The 23,613-nt window shown below is 37.4% G+C and carries 19 protein-coding genes and 1 other annotated feature; of the genes, 10 read left to right on the forward strand and 9 right to left on the reverse strand.

Features of this window, described 5'->3' with window-relative positions:
• Positions 1 to 171: 171 nt before the first annotated feature.
• Positions 172 to 1,137 (reverse strand): DMT family transporter, encoded by a 966-nt coding sequence (locus tag ACQV1I_RS16150; RefSeq protein WP_116334140.1) that lies wholly within the window; start codon positions 1,135 to 1,137, stop codon positions 172 to 174.
• Positions 1,138 to 1,339: 202 nt separating this feature from the next.
• On the opposite strand from ACQV1I_RS16150, the gene ACQV1I_RS16155 reads away from it, so the two are divergent.
• The 3 genes from ACQV1I_RS16155 (at position 1,340) to ACQV1I_RS16165 (ending at position 7,229) form a co-directional block, all read left to right on the forward strand.
• On the forward strand, positions 1,340 to 1,906 hold the full coding sequence (locus ACQV1I_RS16155; protein ID WP_094702886.1) for a helix-turn-helix domain-containing protein: 567 nt from the start codon (positions 1,340 to 1,342) through the stop codon (positions 1,904 to 1,906).
• Positions 1,907 to 2,630: 724 nt separating this feature from the next.
• Entirely contained in the window at positions 2,631 to 5,099 is a 2,469-nt protein-coding gene (locus tag ACQV1I_RS16160) for a binary toxin-like calcium binding domain-containing protein (RefSeq protein ID WP_438769527.1), read from the forward strand.
• 237 nt (positions 5,100 to 5,336) lie between these two features.
• Entirely contained in the window at positions 5,337 to 7,229 is a 1,893-nt protein-coding gene (locus ACQV1I_RS16165) for an ADP-ribosyltransferase (protein WP_116333282.1), read from the forward strand.
• 360 nt (positions 7,230 to 7,589) lie between these two features.
• On the opposite strand, the gene ACQV1I_RS16170 is transcribed toward ACQV1I_RS16165, so the two are convergent.
• The 3 genes from ACQV1I_RS16170 to ACQV1I_RS16180 form a co-directional block, all read right to left on the reverse strand.
• The gene (locus ACQV1I_RS16170) at positions 7,590 to 8,288 is read right to left on the reverse strand and encodes a YqeB family protein (protein ID WP_116333283.1); all 699 of its coding nucleotides are present in this window, start codon (positions 8,286 to 8,288) and stop codon (positions 7,590 to 7,592) included.
• A gap of 97 nt (positions 8,289 to 8,385) precedes the next feature.
• Positions 8,386 to 9,012 (reverse strand): TetR/AcrR family transcriptional regulator, encoded by a 627-nt coding sequence (locus ACQV1I_RS16175; protein ID WP_116333284.1) that lies wholly within the window; start codon positions 9,010 to 9,012, stop codon positions 8,386 to 8,388.
• A gap of 348 nt (positions 9,013 to 9,360) precedes the next feature.
• Complete coding sequence (locus tag ACQV1I_RS16180) at positions 9,361 to 10,212, reverse strand: alpha/beta fold hydrolase (protein WP_236645701.1); 852 nt, start codon at positions 10,210 to 10,212, stop codon at positions 9,361 to 9,363.
• Positions 10,213 to 11,449: 1,237 nt separating this feature from the next.
• Between ACQV1I_RS16180 and ACQV1I_RS16185 the strand changes: the two genes are divergently transcribed.
• A complete protein-coding gene (locus tag ACQV1I_RS16185) occupies positions 11,450 to 11,797 on the forward strand; it encodes a hypothetical protein (protein ID WP_104150178.1) in 348 nt (115 codons plus the stop codon).
• Positions 11,798 to 12,073: 276 nt separating this feature from the next.
• Positions 12,074 to 12,330: a binding site (T-box leader), on the forward strand.
• Positions 12,331 to 12,399: 69 nt separating this feature from the next.
• The gene (ileS, locus tag ACQV1I_RS16190) at positions 12,400 to 15,480 is read left to right on the forward strand and encodes an isoleucine--tRNA ligase (RefSeq protein ID WP_116333285.1); all 3,081 of its coding nucleotides are present in this window, start codon (positions 12,400 to 12,402) and stop codon (positions 15,478 to 15,480) included.
• Positions 15,481 to 15,857: 377 nt separating this feature from the next.
• Here ileS and ACQV1I_RS16195 read toward each other — a convergent pair whose 3' ends face one another.
• The 3 genes from ACQV1I_RS16195 to ACQV1I_RS16205 form a co-directional block, all read right to left on the reverse strand.
• Positions 15,858 to 16,577, reverse strand: a complete 720-nt coding sequence (locus ACQV1I_RS16195) for an SDR family NAD(P)-dependent oxidoreductase (protein ID WP_116333286.1) — start codon at positions 16,575 to 16,577, stop codon at positions 15,858 to 15,860.
• Positions 16,578 to 16,758: 181 nt separating this feature from the next.
• Positions 16,759 to 16,989: an ATP-binding protein gene (locus ACQV1I_RS16200; protein WP_094701843.1), complete on the reverse strand. Its 231-nt coding sequence runs from the start codon at positions 16,987 to 16,989 to the stop codon at positions 16,759 to 16,761.
• Positions 16,982 to 17,257: a hypothetical protein gene (locus ACQV1I_RS16205; RefSeq protein WP_201747387.1), complete on the reverse strand. Its 276-nt coding sequence runs from the start codon at positions 17,255 to 17,257 to the stop codon at positions 16,982 to 16,984. Before ACQV1I_RS16205 ends, ACQV1I_RS16200 begins: the two co-directional genes overlap by 8 nt.
• A gap of 186 nt (positions 17,258 to 17,443) precedes the next feature.
• On the opposite strand from ACQV1I_RS16205, the gene ACQV1I_RS16210 reads away from it, so the two are divergent.
• Positions 17,444 to 17,584: an antibiotic biosynthesis monooxygenase family protein gene (locus tag ACQV1I_RS16210; RefSeq protein ID WP_376786032.1), complete on the forward strand. Its 141-nt coding sequence runs from the start codon at positions 17,444 to 17,446 to the stop codon at positions 17,582 to 17,584.
• A gap of 227 nt (positions 17,585 to 17,811) precedes the next feature.
• Positions 17,812 to 18,525 (forward strand): hypothetical protein, encoded by a 714-nt coding sequence (locus ACQV1I_RS16215; protein ID WP_116333288.1) that lies wholly within the window; start codon positions 17,812 to 17,814, stop codon positions 18,523 to 18,525.
• A 538-nt stretch (positions 18,526 to 19,063) separates the two neighbouring features.
• Here ACQV1I_RS16215 and ACQV1I_RS16220 read toward each other — a convergent pair.
• Positions 19,064 to 19,936, reverse strand: a complete 873-nt coding sequence (locus ACQV1I_RS16220; protein ID WP_116333289.1) for a DMT family transporter — start codon at positions 19,934 to 19,936, stop codon at positions 19,064 to 19,066.
• A gap of 320 nt (positions 19,937 to 20,256) precedes the next feature.
• On the opposite strand from ACQV1I_RS16220, the gene ACQV1I_RS16225 reads away from it, so the two are divergent.
• From ACQV1I_RS16225 to ACQV1I_RS16235, 3 genes are read left to right on the forward strand one after another with little or no spacing between them, the layout of a single operon-like run.
• On the forward strand, positions 20,257 to 20,640 hold the full coding sequence (locus tag ACQV1I_RS16225; RefSeq protein ID WP_116333290.1) for a GntR family transcriptional regulator: 384 nt from the start codon (positions 20,257 to 20,259) through the stop codon (positions 20,638 to 20,640).
• A complete protein-coding gene (locus ACQV1I_RS16230) occupies positions 20,637 to 21,503 on the forward strand; it encodes an ABC transporter ATP-binding protein (RefSeq protein WP_094701848.1) in 867 nt (288 codons plus the stop codon). The genes ACQV1I_RS16225 and ACQV1I_RS16230 overlap by 4 nt, the downstream gene beginning before the upstream one ends.
• Complete coding sequence (locus tag ACQV1I_RS16235) at positions 21,493 to 22,149, forward strand: ABC-2 transporter permease (RefSeq protein ID WP_094701849.1); 657 nt, start codon at positions 21,493 to 21,495, stop codon at positions 22,147 to 22,149. The genes ACQV1I_RS16230 and ACQV1I_RS16235 overlap by 11 nt, the downstream gene beginning before the upstream one ends.
• A 321-nt stretch (positions 22,150 to 22,470) precedes the next feature.
• Here ACQV1I_RS16235 and ACQV1I_RS16240 read toward each other — a convergent pair whose 3' ends face one another.
• Entirely contained in the window at positions 22,471 to 23,583 is a 1,113-nt protein-coding gene (locus ACQV1I_RS16240; protein ID WP_116333291.1) for an alpha/beta fold hydrolase, read from the reverse strand.
• Between the last annotated feature and the right edge of the window lie 30 nt (positions 23,584 to 23,613).

Consider the following 23,613-nt stretch of genomic DNA (forward strand, 5'->3'; position numbering starts at 1 on the left):
ATGAATGCATTCAAAGTCTTATAACCATATTGTTATAAACATTAAACCCTCTGTCTTGTAAAAATAGACAGAGGGTTCATACCTTTAGAAGTAGATAGGAGCACCTAAATCGTTTAAGGCTGATTACTATCGGAATTGAGCCTATCACTTTATTCGAATGGCTTCTTCTCCCTACGAAGCTTTTTTCTTTACTAGTTTTTTTTGTTTACCATTTGCTAAACTGGTTAGAATCATTCCGATTATTACGACAATCATTCCAAGTAATGATAGACCCCTCGGGAATGATCCATTTAACAAGATTACTTCACCAAGAACGGTAAAAATCATCGCTCCCGATTGTGTTGATTCAACTGCTGCAAGCAAGCCCATATTATTTTTAGCCATATCCGTTGCTAAGAAGAAAAGAATACTTGCAATCACCCCAGAGAATAAAGCTAGCAATAACGCTTGAACAAATTGTGATCCAGTCGGTAACCCTACCGTAGCCGTCCCATAAATACCTAATATGATCGCAACCGGCAAACTACTAATAGCCATACCTAATGTACGCTGGAAGGTATCGATTCTCCCTTGACACAACTCCATCATTTTGCGGTTACCCAAAGGATATAAAAAGGCACCAATTACAACTGGTATAAAACCTAACAAAAATGCTTGAGCACTTATATGCCCTGCTTGATTCACCTGCATGAAGATCACACCAATTAAAATGATGACAGAGAAACGTAAGCTTTTAAAAGGAATCGATTGCCGTACTCTCGTCAATCCCATATCTGTTTGAAGCGTTACAAAGAATAACGGTGAAAGTAATGCACCCGCTAAAATCGTGACTTGCCACGTACCTGATGTTAACCAAGATGGACCATAAATAGCTGCGAAACTTAATAATGAATAAAATCCTACACCACCAGCTGTTCCCCATAATAGCCATTGGAATGGATGTTTCGCCATTTCACGAATCAAATTTCCAAGGTTTTTCCTAAACAATACGATAAGAAAAAGAAATGGAAGGGCTAAAATAAACCGTAAAGATGCCGTCCAAGCCCAACTAGTACCTCCAAGGTTCATGGCCCGATTTATGATAAATGTAGCCGAAAAAAACAAGGAGGATAATATCCCAACTAATACTGCTCTCATATTTATTCACCTCTTTTTTGACTCTCACAAAATAATATACTATACTTAATGATATTAATTGTAAAGTATATTATATTATACTGATTCAACCAAAAAACGTTTATAAATTACTAATTATGATAAATCCCCTCTCAGCACGATATAGTATAATATATAAAAACGAGAAAAAAGTAAACTAAATATTAAAAGGGTGTAATAAAAGATGAGTTCTACTCAAAATGAAACAAAGAAACTGATTCAATTTGTAGGAACAACACTTCGAGAGCTCAGAAAGGAGCAGAAATTAAGCTTAGAGGAGTTGGCGGCAAAGACAGGAGTCAGCAAACTTACACTTGGAAACATTGAACGTGGCGAAACGAATCCAACGCTAGGGATGCTGTGGAAAATTTCGAATGGCCTTTCCGTACCATTGATGACACTTTTAAAACCGGAAAATGAAATTAATATTTTACGTGCCGGACAAGGGCCACAAATTTCGGAAGAGGGTCAGGAATGGATTCTTGAACCTTTGTTTAGTGATACAAGGGGAGGAATTGAGATGTATCGTGGTTTCCTACAACCCCATTGTAAATATGAGCCTGAATCCCATCATCCTGGAACGATTGAGATTGCTACCGTAATGTCAGGAGAAGTTCAATTAACGATTGGAGAATCTTCCTATACTCTTAACAAATATGATTCGATTCAATTTACAGCGAGTGAAAAACATATTTACGCAAACCTACAGGATGAACAGGTCGTACTTCATTTAACGATAAGTTATAAATAGCTATTTTTATAAATATAGTGGGTCCCTCCATTCCAAACTAAATATGCATATAAGGGAAAAGAAAAGTGCCAGTAAGAGCTGGGACTCTACTTATCTATTTATTTTCAGGTGCATGTCCACTGGTCCCAGCCATCTACCAATTTCGACATGTTTCCTATTAGCTCATCATTTCAATTCATAGTTGGAGTAGCCTTGTCTAGCGGTGATCGTTATGAAGAATTCGTTGATTTTCTCTATTTATATTACAGATTAATTTTCACTACACTACATCCCCTACAGGATTCGGATATCAGTTATCAGTCCCCTTTTTACATGAAGGGGCTTTTTCTTATTCCTTTCAGATTCAGTAAACGCTCTTGTCTTCGTAATAACCTTCAGTTCACCATGCCTTGATGGACGCACTAACTCCTTACATTCCCCACATTCAGGAAATAATTTTCAAAATTATCTATCTCTCGTAATTTTTTAACAGCGAAAAGTAACTTTGACAAAGATGCTTTTCGCTATTCAATTCAAAGAAAACCAAATGATAAAATGTTTTTATAAAAATTATAACAAAATATCCCAACGTGACATTTTGTTATTACTTAAGGGAGGTTTATTTGAATTATAAACGTTTTGTGCACTTGGCTAGGTATCATTTCAAAGGCTTCAACCATGCGAATGTATACTTGGTCTTGAAAAAATATGAATCAAATATTCTATAGAAAAGAGAGGAAACAACATGAAATTACCTAAAATGTATACGTGTTTACTAGCAACCGCACTCCTCGGTCAATTCGTCACCTATCCAGAACTATCACATGCGGCTTCAAGCGAGAAAGAAGTAATCAACGACCAAGACGCTAACTTTAAAGGCTTATTAGGCTACTACTTTACTGATAAGGAGTTAAAAGAAACCGCTCTGATTTCGAATTCAGAGTCTGGTGATCTATCCGTTGATAACGATCAAATCGATGATATGTTACCTGATGAATTAAAACAATTTCAATCTGCTATGTGGACAGGATTTGTAAAAGCAGGAAAATCAGGTGAATACACTTTCTCCACGTCAGATAATGACCACACCATATTATGGATAGATGATCAACAAGTCATCGATCAATCCTCCTCTACGCAAAAAATCTACCTAGAAAAAGGGAAGCTATATAAAGTAAAAATAACCTATAAGCCAGAATCCCCTACAGCTAACGAATTTGGCTTACAGCTAAAATGGATAACTCCTGCAGGAAAGGAAGAAATCATTCCAGAGGGAAATTTACTTCTACCTGATATAAAAAATCAACCCGAGAATGAATCCAGTAGAAAAAAAAGAAGTATTTCAGCAACTTCTGATGACGGAGTTGAAGATACTGATGGTGACGGCATCCCTGATTCATTAGAAATCGAAGGATATACCTTGGATGTCAAGAATAAAAAGCTTATTCTAATGCCGTGGATTGAAAAAGTCCATGGAAAAAAAGTAACGAAATTTGGAGAACCGTTAACAAAATATACATCCTCACCTTCTAAATGGAGCACAGCTTCTGATCCATATAGCGATTTCGCGAAAGTATCAGGAATCATTGATAAGAAGGTAAAAGTGAGACATCCGTTACTTGCTGCGTATCCTAATTTACAGGTCCATATGGATAAATTCATTATTTCGAAAAATAGAAATGAAACTATGGAAAATGGTGGAAATGCAAGTAACACAATCAGTGGAAGTACCTCCACAAGCAATACTCATTCAACAGAAGTATCTGTTGGAGCTGAACTTAAGATTTCCTTACTTGACTTTGGTGGAAGTGTATCCACTAATTTTAGCGATAGCAATTCACAGACAGTAACCATCGATCATTCGAGTTCTGAGAGTTTGGGAAGGAACTGGTCCAAGAGCATAGGCTTAAATGCAGGAGAAGCTGCCTATTTCAACGCGAATATCCGATATGTTAATAATGGTACGGCCCCTATCTATGAAGTAGCACCTACTACTTCTCTCGTACTAGGTAAAAACGATACCATTGCAACGATAAAAGCAAAAGAAAACCAGTTAGCAAATGTAGTGTTACCAGACCGTTTTTATCCAAGTAAAGATCAAGCAGCCATTTCCCTACAAACAAAAGACGATTTTGGGTCTAGTCCCATCACAATCAACAAGGATCAACTTGATATTCTGGAGCAGACAAAACAAATGCGATTGGAAACAGACCAAGTTTCCGGTTATGTAGGTGTAATCGATCCTAAAACAAAATTAGTTGAGGTAGATAAAGATAAGCAGTGGAGTCATATCATCCCTCAAATTGAGGAAACAACTGCTCGATTGATCTTAAAAACACCAGACGATTCAGAAATAGAAAGACGAATAGCTGCCGTTGATCCTGATGACATGATCGAACAAACGAAACCAGATGTTACATTAGGAGAAGCGCTCAAATTAGCTTTTGAATTTGAAGACAAGAACGGAACACTATCTTACAAAAATACGAGTATAGATAATTTTAAATTGGTGTTTGATGAAGAAACAGCTGCAAATATTGAAAAACAATTAAAAGACATGGAAATAGAAAATATCTATGACGTCCAATTACATGCTCGCATGAATATACTAATTTCACCGAAGAAGGATGAACCTACAGTTGATGTTGAAGTATCTGATTGGGAAACAATAGATGGAGAAAAGTATTACTATAGATTTGGTGAAATGCAAACAGGATGGCAAACTATAGATGGGAAAAAGTATTATTTTAATAAAAATGGTGTGTTAGAACCCAGCAGAGTAATTGAGGATGGTACCTATCAAATAAAAACAGCATTAAAAAATAACAATCTCGTTGATTGGAATAGAAGCGATAATAATATCACGTTGTATGAAAATCACAATGGCAGTAATCAAAAATGGAAATTAGAATATAATGACACTCATCAAGCGTATGTGATTCGAAATTTAGAAGATAACAATAAAATTATGGCTTGGAATGCTTATCAGAATTCAACCAATGTATTTGCTACACCGTTTGAAGGGAAAGAAGAACATTTTTGGATTCCTGAATCGCTAGGTAATGGTTTCTATAAATTAAAAAACAAGAAAGATCCTACTAAAGTGTTAGATGTAGATGGTTCAGGTACTTCAAACGGGTCCAACATTCAGGTAAGTAATTATAAAGGCACTGATAATCAAAAGTGGGAATTAGAACAAGTTAAAAAAAATTAAGTTGTCAGTCAACGTATGTACAATGAAATGAACATGTAGTTGATAAATTAACCTCTCTCTATACCATAGATGTCAAAAACAGCCCTCTTTTACATAGTAATCACATATTAGATGTACTAAAAAAGAGGGTTGTTTTTCTTCTACTGTCGAGTACACGGACAGACGATGATCTATTTTTCGCTGTCTATTTAGACCCTACTATCTTCTAGGATTTACTACCTGTAAGGAGGAATTTAGATGCAACACAGAAATAAAATGCTGAAAGTCCTGAGTACAACTACGATGCTGTTGGCTTTAACAGCCACTTCTCCAGCGTTTTCCTATATTACTCATGCGGCAAATGGAATACATGATGTAGAAGATAAAAAGAAAGAGGATAAAGAAAAAAAAGAGAAAGAAGATAAAGAAAAGAAAGAACGAGAGAAAAAATCCAGAGAAGAAAGAATGAAAGAAATTATAAAAGGAATTGTAACAACAGAGGTTAACAGTGAGGAAAAACAACGATTACAAGATACCCAAGAACTACTAAAAAAACTTTCACCTGAAGTATTGGAGATGTATGAAAAGGTGGGAGGAAAAATTCATCTGACAGATAAAAGTATTGCAGAAAATCCTACTCTCCGGGATATCAGTGAAAAAGATAAACAAATAAAAGATAGCGAAGGAAATGAAGTTTCCTTCGATTCTCATTTTGTCTTTTCAATAGGTGGTAAAAACCCAGCTCTGATTATCCATACAGAAGAGTATTCGGAAAGCCACAGCAAAAGTAAAGAGGTATATTATGAGGTAGGAAAAGCAATCGCTCGTGACACGTTAGGTGAAAGTACCTTTGCAAATGAAGCGTTTTTAGATGCGCTACATCAAGCAAAAGCAGACGAAGATGCAAGCGCGTTACTCCTTTCACATCTACCTACTCATGAAGGTGAGTATGATACCACATATGTGAAAGAACATATCAATGAATTTCGAGAGGTGTTTGCACAGGCCTTTGCGTATTATTATGAACCTAGTTATAAACCTGTGTTAAAAGCTTATTCACCGGAAATGTTTAGGTACATGGATGACATGAGCAAAAAAGGATTTGAGGAAATAAATAAGAGTTCAAATGAAACACAAAAAACAGAACGAAAAGACTTCAAAGAAGATGTATCAGCAGCTGACAAGTGGTATAGGGAAATGTTTAAGCAATATAGTCAGAAGCTCAAACCTGAGCAAAAAGCAGCCATCCAATTATATACCACTCAAAATTATAAAACGATCAATAAAGGATTACGAGAGGATAATCTGCCTGTAGACAAGATAAAAGAAGTAAGAGACATGTCAAAAGCATTAGCCAAATCCCCCATTTCAGAAGCAGGAACTGTGTATAGAAAAGTAGGGAAAGATGCGCTAGGAATTGACATAACGACTAATTTTAAAGACCAAAATGTTGTAAAGAAATTGAAGAATGAGCTAGAAGGTTCAATTCGAGAAGAGAAAGCCTTTCTTAGTACTTCAGTAGCGAACCACTTTAGTGAATCGTTTGATGCGAAAACAGTTTTATTTAAAGTGAATATACCAGAAGGAACACATGCTGCTTATATTTTCGGAGACCTTGCTACCTACCAAGGAGAATCCGAACTAATCATAGATAAAGGCTCTTCTTACAGGATTGATAAAATTAATACGTATGAATACACGAAAAAATCTGGAGTTAAACAAACAAATTTACTAGTGGAAGCAACATTACTTCCAAGTGATCTTGCAGAAAATATCAATACGGTGGCAAAAGAGCTGGAAAAGCAGGGTTTGAAAGAAGAGCAAGATAATATAGTGGAAAAATTGATTGATTTAGATGAGTCTTTATCTGATCTAGACCGACTATTAAAAAAATCGAATGAAAAGAATGAAGAACAAACGCTAGAATATTTTAAAGCAATTGTTGATAATGTCAGTCATGTAAATGAACATGATGCTACTATCCTAAACACATTATTAACGAATAGCAAAGAAAATACAGAATTTACTACTTGGTTAGAAGATGTAAAAACAATGTATGGGCATATTGAAACGATACAAAAATTAAGCAACGAAGAAATATTTGAATACCTAAAAACATTAAAGACTAAATTAGATTCTAATAACAATTGATAGAATCCAAAATGCTTTTCTATATCTAAGCCTTAGAGAGTTTCCTCCTCCGTTCAGACTTCTGTAAGAATGCACCCCTATCGTTCATCGGTAAACCCAAAAGGTTTTTCCCATGCTAACTGAAGGGGTGTATTTTATTTAATAGTCGAAATGGTTAACTGATAGCTATAGTAGCTTATATAATACCAAATCTTACAAAAAACAGGACAAATATTCCTTTCTATCTTTGGAGTACTTATCCCAATACGACCATCCTCTACACTCTATCTTTCTTTTTCCGCTGAAATAATTAAAACGGGTCTTTAGTTGAGCTTAGTACATGAATAAAGAGATAGAAGCTCTCACTCGTTTTTTATGTCTTTATATTTTTCGCCAATATTGACGTGTTCCTTCCTCACGTACGATGTATCCGAGCTTTGCAAGTTCACGCCGAAGGTCTTTTATATCTTCCTCTTCTTTCTCTTGCAATGCAATCTCTCGGGCCTTCATTAACGCATTAGCAGCTGGTGATATATCTGGAATATCTTGCACCCAGCGTCGATACTCATCTTTAAACGGGTCTCCTTCTGATGACCAGGGATAACCATGCTTCTTGAAAGCATTGCTCACTTGTATAGCTGATTGATCATTTTTCTCCCGTACAAGTTCAAATCCTGATTTCCCGAGGAGCACAATCTGTTTTCCATCAAGGAACACCATATCAATATCTTTTAATGCTATCGTATGCGTATTCTCATCCTTTTCCAATTGTACTTCTTGATCGGTAATCGTTATGATGAGACTTTCTTTAACGGCTATATAAGCAAGCACTAGACCAGCTAGTAAGCCCAAAACTGCCATAATGATAGCTACCCATGGTCCCTGTAGTGAATTGATGAGTTTTAGAGGTCCTTGAAATGGGACCCAAGGAAGTGTTACAGCCCATGCTGCTATTCGTGGAAGAAAAAAACCAAGGATAGTTCCTACTATTCCGAATCCTCCGTACAGAATGATTCCCGTTATTTTGGAATATCCTACGACTGTTTTTGGTTGATGTAATGATAATTTAGATGGTGTCATCTATTTTCACCTTCTTGTTTATGATCGATTGGATTCCATTTTTTACGTTTCTACATGACTTTAGAAGCAAATGAATAATTCATTAAAAGGTATGATATCATTCAATCATACCTTTTGTTGCTTTACCAACAATATCTATGAGTTCATTAGTATATGTTTCTAGATCAACCTTTTTGGTTATAGCAGCATTTCCCATATACTCTCCAATAGCGCCTTGGATCGTGTTAGCCATGACCTCTACATGAAACGCTCCAAATTCCCCTTTTTCCTGACCATCTCGTAATATTTGTTGAAGCTCATACATGATTTGATCTTCATCATCATCACCTAATTTGTAGTAGGGAATGTTATCAGGCGTTCTGGCATTAAAGATAATTTCTAATAGAGCCGAATTACGCGTAGGATGTGAACCTTGATAAGCTAAGCTTGCTCCTATAAATGTATCCAATTTTCTCTTAGGTGTATCTTCCTTCCTTACTTTCTCCAAAATATATGAAGTAGAGCTATCTAAAAGTTTCGTTAGCAAATGATTCATCAAATCATTTTTATCTGAGAAATGATAAGAGATTAACGCCGTACTTATACCTGCCCTTTGTGCAATCTGGGAAAGGCTAGCTTTTACATATCCGATTTCATCAAGAGTTTTGATCGCTGCTTCAATAATTTGTTCACGTCTTGCTTCAGCGATGAAAGATTGTTTCTCTTCTCCACTGTTGCTGCTCATATAAAAGCACTCCTTCCATCTTTGATTGAACGTTTAATTTTTAATTTGAACGATCAATCAAATTTTAGCGCAAAAAAATATTGTGGTCAATACACTACACATAGCTTCCCATGTTTTCACCTTCTTTCCGAAAGCATGCTACATTCTATGTAAAGAAGAATGAAGACGATATGGACAACCTCGAATAAATTTCAATGAATTTATTAATATGGCGCCAATAAAAAAACCGAAAAGGCTTATCTTTTCAACATAAGTGCAGTATCTTTATTTACACCGTTTTATATCTCATCTGATATTTCTCCTCCTCAATTCTATGCAGATCCATCATGAACTTCGTCCTTGTATCGTTCACTTTCTCATCTCCTTCAACATTACCATAATTTCCTCTATCACAATTTCTGGTTCATCATGATGAATATAATGCCCGCTATAACTGGCAATCCGGTGCTTACTAGACGTTGACAGCCGCTGGAAATCGACTTGCAGCCTTTGCTCCATTTCTAGTATTTCCTGACATGGCCACTCCCCGTCATCCATATCCGGTAATCCTCTCGTAATAATTGAAAGAGGAATGTTACTTTGTCGACAATGATCAACGATTTGCTTATAGCTCTGTGCCTTATCAATCTTCTCACTATTTAGCATAGGATTATCGAAATATTCCCTATTCTCTGCAACTAACTTTTCTGGCAACACTTTTTCATACTCGAGTTCTTTATATTCGGGCGCAGAGTCAACCAGAACCATGCCAGAAATGAGCTGTGGATAAAGACTTGCATACAGTCTGGCGATTAAACCACCAAAAGAATGTCCCACTAAGATATAAGGCGGTTCCACGTCAAGTGCCAGCAACAGTTCACAAAGCTCCTCGACCAGATGATGACAAGTCCGGGGTCCTAGCGCTCCTTGGCTCCTGCCGACACCCGCTCTGTCATAGGAAAAAGTTGACGTTTCCTGCGATATCCGGTCTTGGACCTCGTTCCATGTCTCGCAGCTATCGCCTAATCCGGCAATGAAGATGACGCACGGTGTACTTTTTTGTGAGTATTTGCTGTACAGCCTCCTGTTAGCGCAGGTATGGAAGCTTTCAATGTAATAACCGCTGGATTCTGAACGGACAAACTCTATCGTTTTTTGCTCAAAATCTTTAACCATTTCTTTTGTTTTTTGTTTTGAACCACATTTCCTTCTGTTAGACATACAACCTTCTCCTATGTACCAATGAAATAAAATTTTCTCACGTTTCTTCACCTATTCTCGATTGTATCCTCGCGTCATCAAGCTGATTTATAAGTTCCCACCCACCCGTCGAGGATCGATGCTTTGTCCATCTTGCCATTCCAGTAGATGTAACATAGGAAGACAATCGTTATATGACCTGATTAGAAAATCATAAAATTGGCCTTGGAACTCTTTTTGAAACCGCAATAATGGCTTGATGCACTTGAAGAATATCTCAATGTGCATGCATGAATTATTTTTTAAATTTTATGAATTTAATTCCCGACCTGATGGTACGAAACGCTTCCCTACTAGTAAGGATAGCAGCTACAGCTGACCTAACATTATCCATTAGAAATTCTAAACGTCCCTTCAAGCGTAAGTATAACCCATAGCTAGTTTGATTAAAAGGGTGATATTTAGCTGACGCTTGACTAACTCGCCAATCGTTTGCACCAAAGGTGACTTCTCTCGTCAATCTAAAGCATCGATTAGCAAAGCTTGACATAAATCAAAGACTATTAACGAATAACTTGTTGCTGAGGAAATACTTTTAGTGTTTTGAAATTACCATACCCATCCATTTGCATATCCATAGAATATTCATTGAGATGCTTCGCTTGCTTCTTTTGAAAGATAACACAATATGTAAAGCTATATTCGTTTACCGATGTTATCCCGGTATCAGGATCGGTTACCGTCTCTTTTGGAAATTACTTTATCTGTATGCTATCTTGTTTAACAGTTGGATTTCTCAAGAACATTTCGTTGGTAAGTGGATCATTTCTACTAGCACCATTAGGAACAAACGTTTTTATTTGTGGATAGAGGCTCTCTACTTGTTTTATTACCTTTTCGACAACTGGTTTATTCAAATCTTTCATGTTTACTTTATAGTCGTAATCGACAGGTGTTCGTTTTTCTCCATTTGTTATTGGAAGTGGTTTTGGAGCTCATTCCTCGGCACATACAGATGTCTGAACCAGAGCACTGGTTGCGAGTAAAAATGCTACTATTCCTGCATAATAAGAATTTTTCATCTTATAGTTCCTCCTTCATTCATTAGGTTGTGTCAAACATAGACAACCAATTGACGGACAAAAAAAGAGATTCTTGCACTTTTATAAAAAACTAGCTAAAAAAGCCGATTTCCTGTACGGAAAGGAATCGACAAACTATGTCGTAACAAAAAATATTTTTTAGGGAGTTGAGGCAAATGTTTAAAAAATTTGTTGTTGGTGCCCTAGCGTTAGGACTTGCAAGTGGAATGGGCGTTGGTTCCGCCTCTGCGGCTACATTAGATTCTGCACAAGCACAGCCGGTTGTTAAAGCACAAATGAAAACCGGTAATCTTTTTGTAGTGCCAGGTGGACCACCAGTACCTTTGTATTCTATGCGCAATATTTCGTATGTGGTTATATCAGGTAACTCTCATTTCGAGGTTTATAAGAATCCCTATAATCAAACTTGGTACATGAGAGCTGATTCCCAGTTTAACGGTGCTTATGTCAAATTGCTTCTCGATGGAGAAGATGAAGTATTGTATAAAGTTCATAGAAGATAGGCCTTGGAAAGCTCTCCTACATAATGAAGGAGAGCTTCTTTTATATTCACCCTGTTTAAATGAGGAACTCTCCCCCCTCGTGAAGGAATACATGCAAATATAATCACGCCTCCATCTTTTTTTCGCTTTCAACCAGCTACATCGTAGTGCATACTTCTTGTTGCCATTTCTGCCGTATAACCGGTAATTTCCTTTTTACGAAAAATGAATGACGGAGTTAATCTATTTGACATTTTGTTGAAAGAGGTGTAAAAAGAATGTAACAGAATGATTTGAGTAAATTCATTGACGAGAAAGAGTAAGCTATTCCCTTGTTCCCCAGAGAGTTGGCCTAGTGCTGAAAGCCAACGTTCAAGACTTAGCCGAAAATCCTCTCCGAGAAGGAGCGCTGAAGATAGTGAGTAAGCTACCCCGGGATCCCGCCGTTAAAAGGGACGCGTATGATGGTACGTAGTATGAGGTGCCGAGAGATCATTTTTTCATGATTATTTCGGAACAAGGGTGGTATCGCGAGATGAAATCTCGTCCCTTAGGGGGCGGGATTTTTTTGTTTTTCTTGGCATTACCCCAATCGTTATCTAGATAGAGAAGGGATGGAAGACATGAGAAAAGTGGATGTAAAAGAAAAAGCCAGGGATAGAGAATTGCGGGTCTTGAATCAATGGAAACAAGACGATACGTTTCGAAAATCAATTGATAATCGGGTAGGCAAGCCGAACTTTGTATTTTATGAAGGTCCTCCTACTGCCAATGGGCAGCCTCATATCGGTCATGTACTCGGACGCGTCATTAAGGATTTCATCGGCCGTTATAAAACGATGTCTGGGTACAGAGTCGTCCGCAAAGCCGGATGGGACACTCATGGCCTCCCAGTAGAGCTTGGCGTGCAAAAGCAGTTGGGCATATCGGGAAAACCGGAGATTGAAGATTACGGAGTAGCTAAGTTCGTGGAACAGTGCAAAAGTAGTGTGTTCGAATATGAAAAGCAATGGCGCGAACTTACAGAAGGAATTGCCTATTGGACAGATATGGACGACCCTTACGTCACACTAACCAATAATTATATCGAAAGTGTCTGGCACATCTTGTCCGAAATCCATAAAAAAGAACTATTGTATAAAGGTCACCGTGTCAGTCCATATTGTCCTGACTGCCAAACAACGTTAAGTTCACATGAAGTAGCGCAGGGTTATGAAGACGTTAAAGACCTGAGTGCCACTGTGAAATTCAAAAGCAAAAATGGGGATGAAATTTTTCTAGCGTGGACAACAACGCCATGGACACTTCCAGCCAATGTAGCTTTAGCAATCAATAAAGATATCGACTATGCGCGCGTTAAACAAAATGATGAAGTATACGTGGTTGCAAAAAATCTTGTAGAAAAAGTGTTCAAAGAGGAATACGAGATCTTGTCTACTCACAAAGGCTCGGAATTCGTAGGAACAGCTTATGAGCCACCTTTTGGTTATATCAGTGTGAAAAAAGGGCATATCGTCGTAGATGCTGACTATGTTAGTGATACAAGTGGTACCGGTATCGTTCATACGGCACCTGCTCACGGAGAAGATGATTATCGCACAAGTCGTCAGCACGGATTAGATTTCGTCAATGTAGTAAATCTGGCTGGACGATACACGGATCAAGTCACAGATTATGCTGATCGCTTCGTCAAAGATTGCGATGTCGATATTGTAAGAAACTTGTCGCATCGAAATCTGTTGTTCTCCAAAGAACGTTATGAGCATAGCTATCCTTTTTGCTGGCGCTGTAAATCTCCTCTTCTCTACTATGCCATGGAAAGCTGGTTCATTAAAACAACAGCGATTAAAGATCAGCTAATCGAAAACAACAGTAAAATCGATTGGTACCCTTCCCATTTACGCGAAGGACGTTTCGGAAAATTCTTAGAAGAGCTCGTCGATTGGAATATCAGCCGAAACCGCTACTGGGGAACTCCGCTTAATATCTGGCTTTGTAAAGATTGCGGGTCCGAGTATGCCCCAGGAAGCTTGAACGAATTACGTGAAAAATCGGTAGAGAAAATTGATGAGAACTTGGAACTGCATAGACCGTTTGTGGATGATGTAAAATTACGGTGCTCGTGCGGCGGCACAATGGAAAGAACACCCGAAGTGATTGATGTATGGTTTGACAGCGGCTCGATGCCGTTTGCCCAGTACCACCATCCCTTTGGTGACGAGAAACGATTCCACGAGCAGTATCCTGCTGACATCATCTCCGAAGGTATCGACCAAACGAGAGGCTGGTTCTTCAGCTTGCTTGCGGTATCTACACTTTATAACGGAAAATCCCCATACAAAGCGGTAATTTCAACTGGACACGTGCTGGATGAAAACGGTCAAAAGATGTCCAAGAGCAAAGGAAATGGCATTGACCCCTGGGAAGTCATCGAAGAATTTGGAGCAGATGCATTCCGCTGGGCCCTGCTTTCTGACAGTGCTCCGTGGAGTAGCAAGCGATTTTCAAAACGGATTGTAGCCGATGCGAAGTTTAAAGTGATTGATACGATTCATAACACACATGCTTTTTATTCACTCTATGCGACGATCGATCAATACAAGCCTGAGGACTATCCACAGCAAATGGTTGTAAACCAGTTAGACCAATGGGTCCTTTCGAGGTTGAATTCCACTCTGCAAAACGTCGAAAAAGGACTTGAAACATACGACTTTATGAATCCGGCGAAGCACATTGAAACATTCGTCGACGAATTGAGTAATTGGTATATCCGTCGCTCACGTAATCGTTTTTGGAGCAGCGGGATGACGGACGATAAGGTATCCGCATACCAAACACTACACGAAGTACTTTTAACATTGGCCCGAATGATTGCGCCGTATGCCCCGCTCATTGCTGAGGACATCTATAGTAATCTTGACGGCGAGGGAAGCGTACATCTGACAGATTATCCGAAGGCGAACACAGTAGCTATCGGCAAAACTCTTGAAAGCGACATGAAAACCGCCCATCAAATCGTTGAGCTTGCTCGAAATATCCGAAACGAAACCGGTGTAAAGACCCGCCAGCCTCTGTCGGAGCTTATCGTCTCCATAGATCGTCCGTTTAGCATGAGCAGGTTTGAAAACATCATTAAAGATGAAATAAACGTAAAAGAAATTCGAGTAGAGCAGAGTGATAGCAGCTTCACTACCTATCACTTTAAACTGAATTTAAAAGCTGCCGGAAAAAAATACGGAAAACTCGTCGGACCGATTCAAAATCATTTAAAGCAGCTCTCTACAGCCGAGACAAAACAAGCTGTGGACAGCGGCTTCTTAGATGTCACTCTATTAGACGAAACCCTCCGTATTACACTTGATGAGCTTCTTGTGGAAAAACATGGTAAGCAAGGCTTCGCTTCCGCTTCTGGTTACCAAATCAATGTTGCTTTGAATACGACAATAACGGAAGAACTAGAACAGGAAGGGACTGTACGTGAAGTCATTCGCGTGATTCAAGATTTCCGCAAAAAAATGGATCTACCGATTGATAAACGCGTGATCCTTACGCTTGATGTCGATGCCCAGTTGAAAGAAGCGCTGGAGCGTTTTAATCATGTATTGCAGAACAACATATTACTTTCAGATGTCAGATATGCTAAAGAAATAGGCATGGAGACAGTTTCAATTGGAGATAAAAACTTCAGATTACTAATTGAGTAACAAGAAATGATATTTACAACTTGTTCTGGAAAATAGTTCAATAATCAAACATTCAAAAACCAGTCTAACGCTTTTTTTTCGTGTTTTGGACTGGTTTTTGTTTCATTACAGAAGTACATCAGTATTCTAATGATCTTGTCGAATCATAATTATAAGAGATTCGATGTAATTATTGATTTATTTGGCTACCGAGCCTACTATCGGTTCATAGAATTTTACCTTATATTCAGGTTATTACCTTTTTTCTGAACGAGAATATTGTCACTGTTTGAAAAAGTACTGCTACTTTATTTCTTGGATAATCATCCAAAGAGAGAGTTTTTTATCTAAAAAAACGCTAGACTAATTTAGTCCTTCATTACAGTGTTATATGTACGTCAAGCATTTAGATCTGTTATGGCTGGTACATGAATCTCTTTGACACAAGAAACTTTTGACAAGCTCACAACACATTTGACTAGAGAGACAATATCTTGAACTGGTATTCGTGTGCCGTTATATTCAGCAATGGCTTTCTCAGCACCAGCCTCATATGGGATTTCCGCCGCTAGTTCACCTGGATTGATGCAAGTAACAGCAATTCCATCTTTCCTAACATGTTCTCGCAAAGCATTTGTTATACCACGTAGCCCGAATTTAGAAGTCACGAAAGATACCTGAGAATTATTTGTATTATCTAACCCAGCAGTTGATCCAATCAAGACTATTTTACCGCTTTCGGACTTTCTTAGATTTGGTAACAAGGCTTGAATATAGGTGATTGTGGATGTTATGTTTATATTAATTATAGTAGCAATATCTTCTGGATCGTCATGTTCGAAGTCATAATGATCTTCAAACCCCTCTTTTTCCCAAACTCCAACATTATATATAAGCACATCTATTCTTTCATTTTGGAGGGTTTCCGTAATCATGTTTATTTTATTTTGCTGCGATAAATCTACTTCCAGCCATATTCGCTGAACTCCGTCATCTATGTCTAAACTATTGGGTCTGCTTCTGGAGACAATCCATACCTGATCTCCAGAATTGGGTAAACCTTTGACAAATGCGTCTCCTAAACCTTTGCTAGCTCCAAATATTAAATATTTTTTCATCGAACGAATCCTACCTCCCCTTTTTTGGCTATTTCAAAAATTATAACCCTTTGGTTATTTAATTCAAGTTGTGTTCGTTCAAGAAGTAGAAAATGATTGAGCTTTTTTATAAAAACTCGTCCATAAAAAAATAATGAAATGAACGTCAATGCCAATTTGGTTGTCAGTTGTCAGTCCCTTTTCAATATGAAAGGGGCTCTTTTGCTCTGGACTTATCTGCCACAAAAAATGGCTCAAATACCTTTGGCAAGTCCTCTTGTGAAATTCCCACGCCCTGATCCTGAATCTGTAGGATGACATTGGCAGCAGCATTTTTGTAGGCACGCACAAAAATGACATCACCAGTCCTTGATGCCTTAATGGCATTATCAATCAGGTTTGTCAGCAATATTTTTAGCAGATCTTTATCCATCGAAAATACTGATATTCTCTGCCTCTATTTCTAATCGGATTCCCTTTCCTTCTAAGTTGGGCACAAAAGAGATTTTCATTTCGGTCAACAGGTCATTTGCGTTTCCCGGCTTTGTAGAAAAATCTTCTTTTCTTAAAACAATTAAATCCATGAGATTAATCGCTAACTTTTCCAGACGCTTTCCCTCTTCGTAAATATAGCTTAGTGAATTGATAAAAATCTCTTCATCGTAGCGCGTGGTCCGCAAGTAATCGGCATAAATGTCCACCCGCGATTCGTTGGGTCGATTGGATCAACCTGTTTATCGGCTTGATGATCCATTTGCTTAGCATAATGGTGATCGAAAGCAACAGAAGCGATACTTGCCTTAATGCATTTTCAATCCTTGCGATCAATTCGATTCCTTCAAACGGCTTTGTAATGTAATCGTTCACTGCTATAAGTTAAATCAGGAATGGAACAGGAATTCGAAAAAACATTTCGAATAGCATCTGAAATTATCTCATCTATGAATGGTTATATATCACACGAATTACAGCGTTGTATGGAAGTAGAAGGTAAATTTTTGCTTTTGGTTGGAGCCTGTATAATCTGACAATCATTTCCGTTTTTTATTGTTTCTTGAACTAGGGTCTTATTTCGGGATCTTTACACATGATCAACTCAACAATATCCTTACGAGGATTTATAATTCTGATCCACTTGTCATTTCATACTGTTTCCGCTCTTCTTACAAGTAATAATTGTGCATAAATAGTCCAATCAACATTATTCCGTAACCATATTAATATATAAACCATTGTTTAAAGGAGGAATGTCATTTTGAGTCATCATGAAGTCTGTCGGGAATGCGGACATAGAAAATGCAGATGTAAGAGAACACGTTGTTCAAGCTGTGGGACTAAAGAATGCAAGTGCAAAGTAAAGAATAAAATTAAAATCAATGTACCTACGGTTACTGGCGCTACCGGCGCTACTGGTGCTACCGGCGCTACTGGCGCTACCGGTGCTACTGGCGGTGCTGGCGGTGCTGGTGCTACTGGCGCTACCGGCGCTACTGGCGCTACTGGCGCTACTGGCGCTACTGGCGCTACTGGTTCTACTGGTTCTACCGGTGCAGGTATTTCAGGTTTCGCAAATATATATGATACAACAGCGCAAACCTTAGCAGCAAATGCTGCGGTCACTTTTAATACAAATGGAAACATCACGCCTCCAGGTTTTGTTACCCACATTCCAGGCACTGCCCCCATCACGATAAATCAAGCAGGTACTTACCTCATTACTTATGAGGTATTTCCTCAACAGGGTACTTCCGCATTTGCTTTATTCAATGGCGCAGCACAAATACCAGGCTCAAATTTTGGATCTGGTTCAGGTAACCAAACTTACAGTGGGCAAGTTATCACAACTTTTGCAGCAGGCGATATTCTTACCTTACGTAACATTGATGGGGGTACTACAATACAAAATAGTGTATCAGGTGCAGGTCCTTTAGTTGTAAGTGCCTCAATAGTAATTGAAAAGCTTGCCTAACATACAAAACAATCAGTCACTACTCTGTGAAGGCTGTCGAGAAATCTCGATGGCCCCTTTTTCTTTTATAATGATTTGTGAAGTCTGGTGTTTTAAAAGAATCTAGACTCATTTTATGTTTGTCATACGCTTACACCTACGCTGAAATCTCCACGCCACCGTCTGTATTTTTAATGAATCCCCCCATCTGTTGTGGTTTCCTTTTTACAACTTATAAAGTAGCACTTCCTCAGCTTACCTCTCGCTTATACATTATGTGTTAAGCAGAATATAGTTCACCTGAACCACAATTTTGGCAAGCCTATTTCTGATCCTTTTCATCAACCCGCCACTAAGACACTGGTTCATTTCTGTCATTTCCGATTTGGTCAGCTCTCCTGTTTTAATCATAATGTTAAAGATCACTAAAGTTGTAAACTTTACAATAAAGTCACTTAACATATAAAAAATGCTTTAAATTTAAACCTAATGGCAGAAAAGTTCGTTATATGTTAAAAGCTGATCGGCAAATGACACCAATCAGCTTTTTTCCTGATGTTTATTCTTCTCGAATGACTAATAGTACACCAATAAAGATTAATGTGGTACCTATCCAAAAAGAGAAGCCAATTTGTTCACCTAGTAATAACCAGCCTAAAAAGGTACCGACTATTGGTTGGAAAAAGAAAAATAATCCGCCACTTGAAGCATTGAGCATTTGTAATCCACGATTCCACAGTAAAAAGGCACATGCTGTCGAAATAACTCCCAAGTATAAAAGACCGCCCCAAATAGATGGATGCATCATAGCTTGAAAATCGAGCTTAGCTAGCCGACCAATTGTAAAAGGTGTCAGTAAAGCAATTGCAACAAGAATAGCATAGCTCGTTACGACAATTTGTGAATATTGCTCCGGTACACGTTTAATCAGAACAGACATAAGTGACCATGTCAGTGCTGCAATAAAGAGTGATACACCTCCAAGTTGATGAGACGAATCGATATGCGCATTTCCAACAATAATACAGACACCGAGTGTTGCTAAAATAATAGAAATTGCCTTTTTATAGGTGATTTTTTCTTTTAAAATAATACGCGCAAATAGCACCATAAATGCAGGTGTCGTTGAAGTGATAATGGCACCCATTTGTGCAGTAGAAAGCATCGTACCAACTTCTTGGGTTACGATAGAAATTGTATTTCCAATAAGCCCAATGATGAAAATTAATAGCCAGTCTCGTTTTTTAATACGCCATGATTGTTTTGTTATAACGCCAATCATTAGCAATGCAAAAATGGCAATTACATAGCGAAACCAAACTAATTCAAGTGGTGGTACAAAGTCTACCACAACTTTTACCACAACGTACATCCCGCCCCAAATACTAGCAGCGAGTGATAAATATAAAGAACCTAATAAGGTGTTTTTCATTTTGTACCCTCCGTTTTATATAGACAATTCCTGTCCTTAACGGAGATGTAGTTATTCCACCGTTAAGGAAGAATAACTTCAGGTACATCGTTTTCAAATAATGGTGACCACATCATCGGCTTTCAGCTCACTTTCATTTTGTTTACTTCATCGTACAATAATTGTATTGAATTTGGTATATAACTATTCAACGTTTCGACTACTTGTATGGTTCAAAAATTTGCTGATGTGATTGATTCTTTAAGAGTGTATTGTTTGTTGACTCTGTGCATACTGTGTATTAATATAATATACAGTTAGAATAACGAGGGGTACATATCATGAAAATTATTATTAAGAATAATTCAGGCCAACCATTATATCAGCAAATAAAGGACCAAATTAAATCAGCAATTCTTCGTGAAGAATTAAAGGCAGGAGAACAGCTACCTTCTATTCGTTCATTAGCAAATGATCTTAAGGTTAGCGTACTCACAACAAAAAGGGTGTATGAGGAGTTAGAAAAAGAGGGATTTGTTGTTACGAAAGCAGGTAGAGGATCCTTCGTAGCATCAGAAAATGTAGATATATTAATGGAGACTAAAAAGCACTTAGTAGAAAAAAAATTATCAGAAGTATGGCAAATGGCTAAAAACCTAGGTATTCAGAGAGAAGAACTCTATTTAATGATGGATATACTTTTTGAAGAGGATGATGAACAATGAAGAATGTTTTAGAAGTGAAGCATTTACATAAAAAATTAGGTAGCTTTCGTTTAGATAATATCAATTTTTCTTTAAAGGAAGATTGTATTACTGGTTTTATTGGTACTAATGGATCTGGGAAAACGAGCACTATTAAAACGATACTCGGGCTCTATAGAAAGGATTCTGGGAATATACGTTTCAAGGGAAAAGAGTTAGAAAAACATGAACAAGAAATAAAAAATCAGATAGGTGTCGTATTGGATGAAGGTTATTTCTATGAAGAAATGACATTACTAGAAATGAAAAGTATAATCGCACCTGCTTATAGTAACTGGGATGAATCCGTATTTTCAAAAAACATCAATCGATTTGATTTAAGATTGGATCAAAAAATTTCCCATTTATCAAAAGGTATGCGCATGAAGTTTGCCATTACGTTAGCTCTTTCTCATCATGCTGATTTATTAATAATGGACGAACCAACAAGTGGCCTAGATCCACTTGTTCGAAGTGAGTTAATGGAGATACTGTCAGAATTTATGAATGAGGAAGGAAAAAGTGTATTTTTTTCAACTCATATAACTTCTGATTTAGATAAAATTGCTGATGTTCTTATCCTCATTGATAATGGTCGAATTATATTAAATGAAAGTAAAGATGAATTATTAGACCGTCATGCTTTAATAAAAGGCGACAATCAATTCATTAATCAACATACTGAAAAATTATTCTTAAGGTTGCATCAAACAGCATATGGGTTTGAGGGTATCACAGATAAACAGGAGGTGATCCTAGAACAAATGAAAGATGTCATTATAGAGAGACCATCGATTGAAAAAATAATGTTAGCCTATATAGGAGGGAATGGAAATGGTTATTAATCTTGTAAAAAAGGATTTAATTCTTGCCAAAAAATATATGATACCCATGCTACTTTTTGCAGTTATAGGTCCAATCTATCTCTATTCGAAGTTAGAATTTAGTGGCGGTAGTTTTGTAAGCTTTCTTATTACTGTGATATTCGCAGAATTTATTTTATTTAATATGGTTTCAATGTCAGAAGAGAAATATAAAGGTGCAGCACTTCTATGTACAACCCCTTATACAAGAAATGGTATCATTAAAGGAAAATACCTATTTGTTCTTTTGATCTTTATGGGCTGTTTTTTGTTATATAACCTAGCAACTGTAATTGGATCATCCGTTGGCTTAGAACGGTTAACTCCTTTAAACATCGGCATAGCATTATTGGTCGTTTCTATTTTCTTTGGAATATTAATACCAATTCAAATTCATCTAGGTTATGAGAAAACAAGATATATTTCATTCTTCACAATTTTTTTAACACCTTTTGTACTTCCTACTGTTTTAAAATGGATGCAATCGTCAAACCTATCCTTTGATTATTCATTTTTTGAATTAATCCCTGAAATAATTATGGATTGGCTTCCTTTAGGTATTGCGTTATTAATTGGTTTCGTATCAATGTACATTTCATCAAATATTTATTCGAAAAAAAATCTGTAGAATACAAGATTGTAGCATATAGCCTGCCTTATCAAGGGTTAGTGTAAGGAGATTGTATTTATACAACGTTAAAGCATCCTGCCAATCAAACTTCTGCCTCAAAAATGTCTTTGCGTGGGTTATCAATACCTAGAATCTGAAATGCTCGAAAAATAAAGGGAAGAACTTATTAGTCATGTTTACTATATTCTTCCCTTTTATTATTCTTGCACCCGCTACTTCAATAAGAATTTCTTTTTAAAGCCCAGTTTTTTGCCTTTTTGACTAATTCATTAACAAATTCTTGTTTTTCAGCTTGATACGCAACGCTAGAGATAACATTTACAGAATTTTTTTTATTTCATGAAAAGCCAAATCACGATGACCAGCCTGACAGTGTTGTTCACCGCCCGTTTCTTTGGTAAAGACTTTTGTAGTAATTGACCCTGCATTGCAGAGTTCATGCTGGATTTGCGGCAGACGACTGATTGGAACGTACTGATCATCCTCTCCAGCTAGCAGCAATACATCCTGGTTGATAAACTGACTGATCCCAGACATTGTATGTTTCTCAAGATTTTTAATCAACGTAAATGGTGTTTTCTCACCCGTATTTTCCATGCCTTTTGTAACCTTCCAGTTTAAGTCAATATTGGAGGCCATCATTTTTTGAATCATTGCATTGACTTTATCAGCTTCATTCGCAGCCAAAAGAGAAGTCAGTTTATTCCAAACATCCTCCGGCATCCGAATTTTTAGCGCATCAAGACCGCTGTAGAAAATATTAAATGCAATCACTTTGTCAATCCGTTTTTCAAAAGCAGCAGCACGCATCGCCAAATAACCGCCCCATGAAGCTCCCATAATACTAACACGGTCAAGTTTAAAGTAATCAATTACTGCAGAAACCGGTTTTTCCCAGTTATGAATGAATTTCAAACCATTTTTTAGCGCTGTCCCTTGTCCAGGACCATCAAAGACAATAATATGATAATTAATCCCTCTGATGAAATTCATCATCTTTACTATTTCTTCCATATAGGAATCATAGCCACCAAATACCAGCAAGGTTTTATCGGCACCTGGTGTAAGTAATTTAATCGCTGGAAGATAGGAATTATCATAGGGAATTTGATAGGATTCATAGACAAAATCATGAAAACCTTTATAGAAAGTCTCGCGATATTTTTGATACATTTTCTCTTTGTTGGGATCTGACGGAGCTAGATAAAATTCGGCAGCTTGATAATAGACAGAAGCAAGATCATAATCCTGCTGTTCATCGCGCATAACGGCATATTCCAGCCAAGCTTCAAACCAGCCTTCTGTATCTGTCAGTCTTGGAACAATGCCTTTCAAATCACTGTTTGCCCGTTCATCTTCCTGATAATCGTCATTTAAAAAACGATTAATTTGCAAGTTAAATTGTTCATTGGCAACATATTGTTTAAACATCGTATCCCTCCTTCAATTGATTACAAAACC

It is taken from the genome of Brevibacillus sp. JB24b, from assembly GCF_051713385.1.
Taxonomy (GTDB): Bacteria; Bacillota; Bacilli; order Brevibacillales; family Brevibacillaceae; genus Brevibacillus_B; species Brevibacillus_B laterosporus.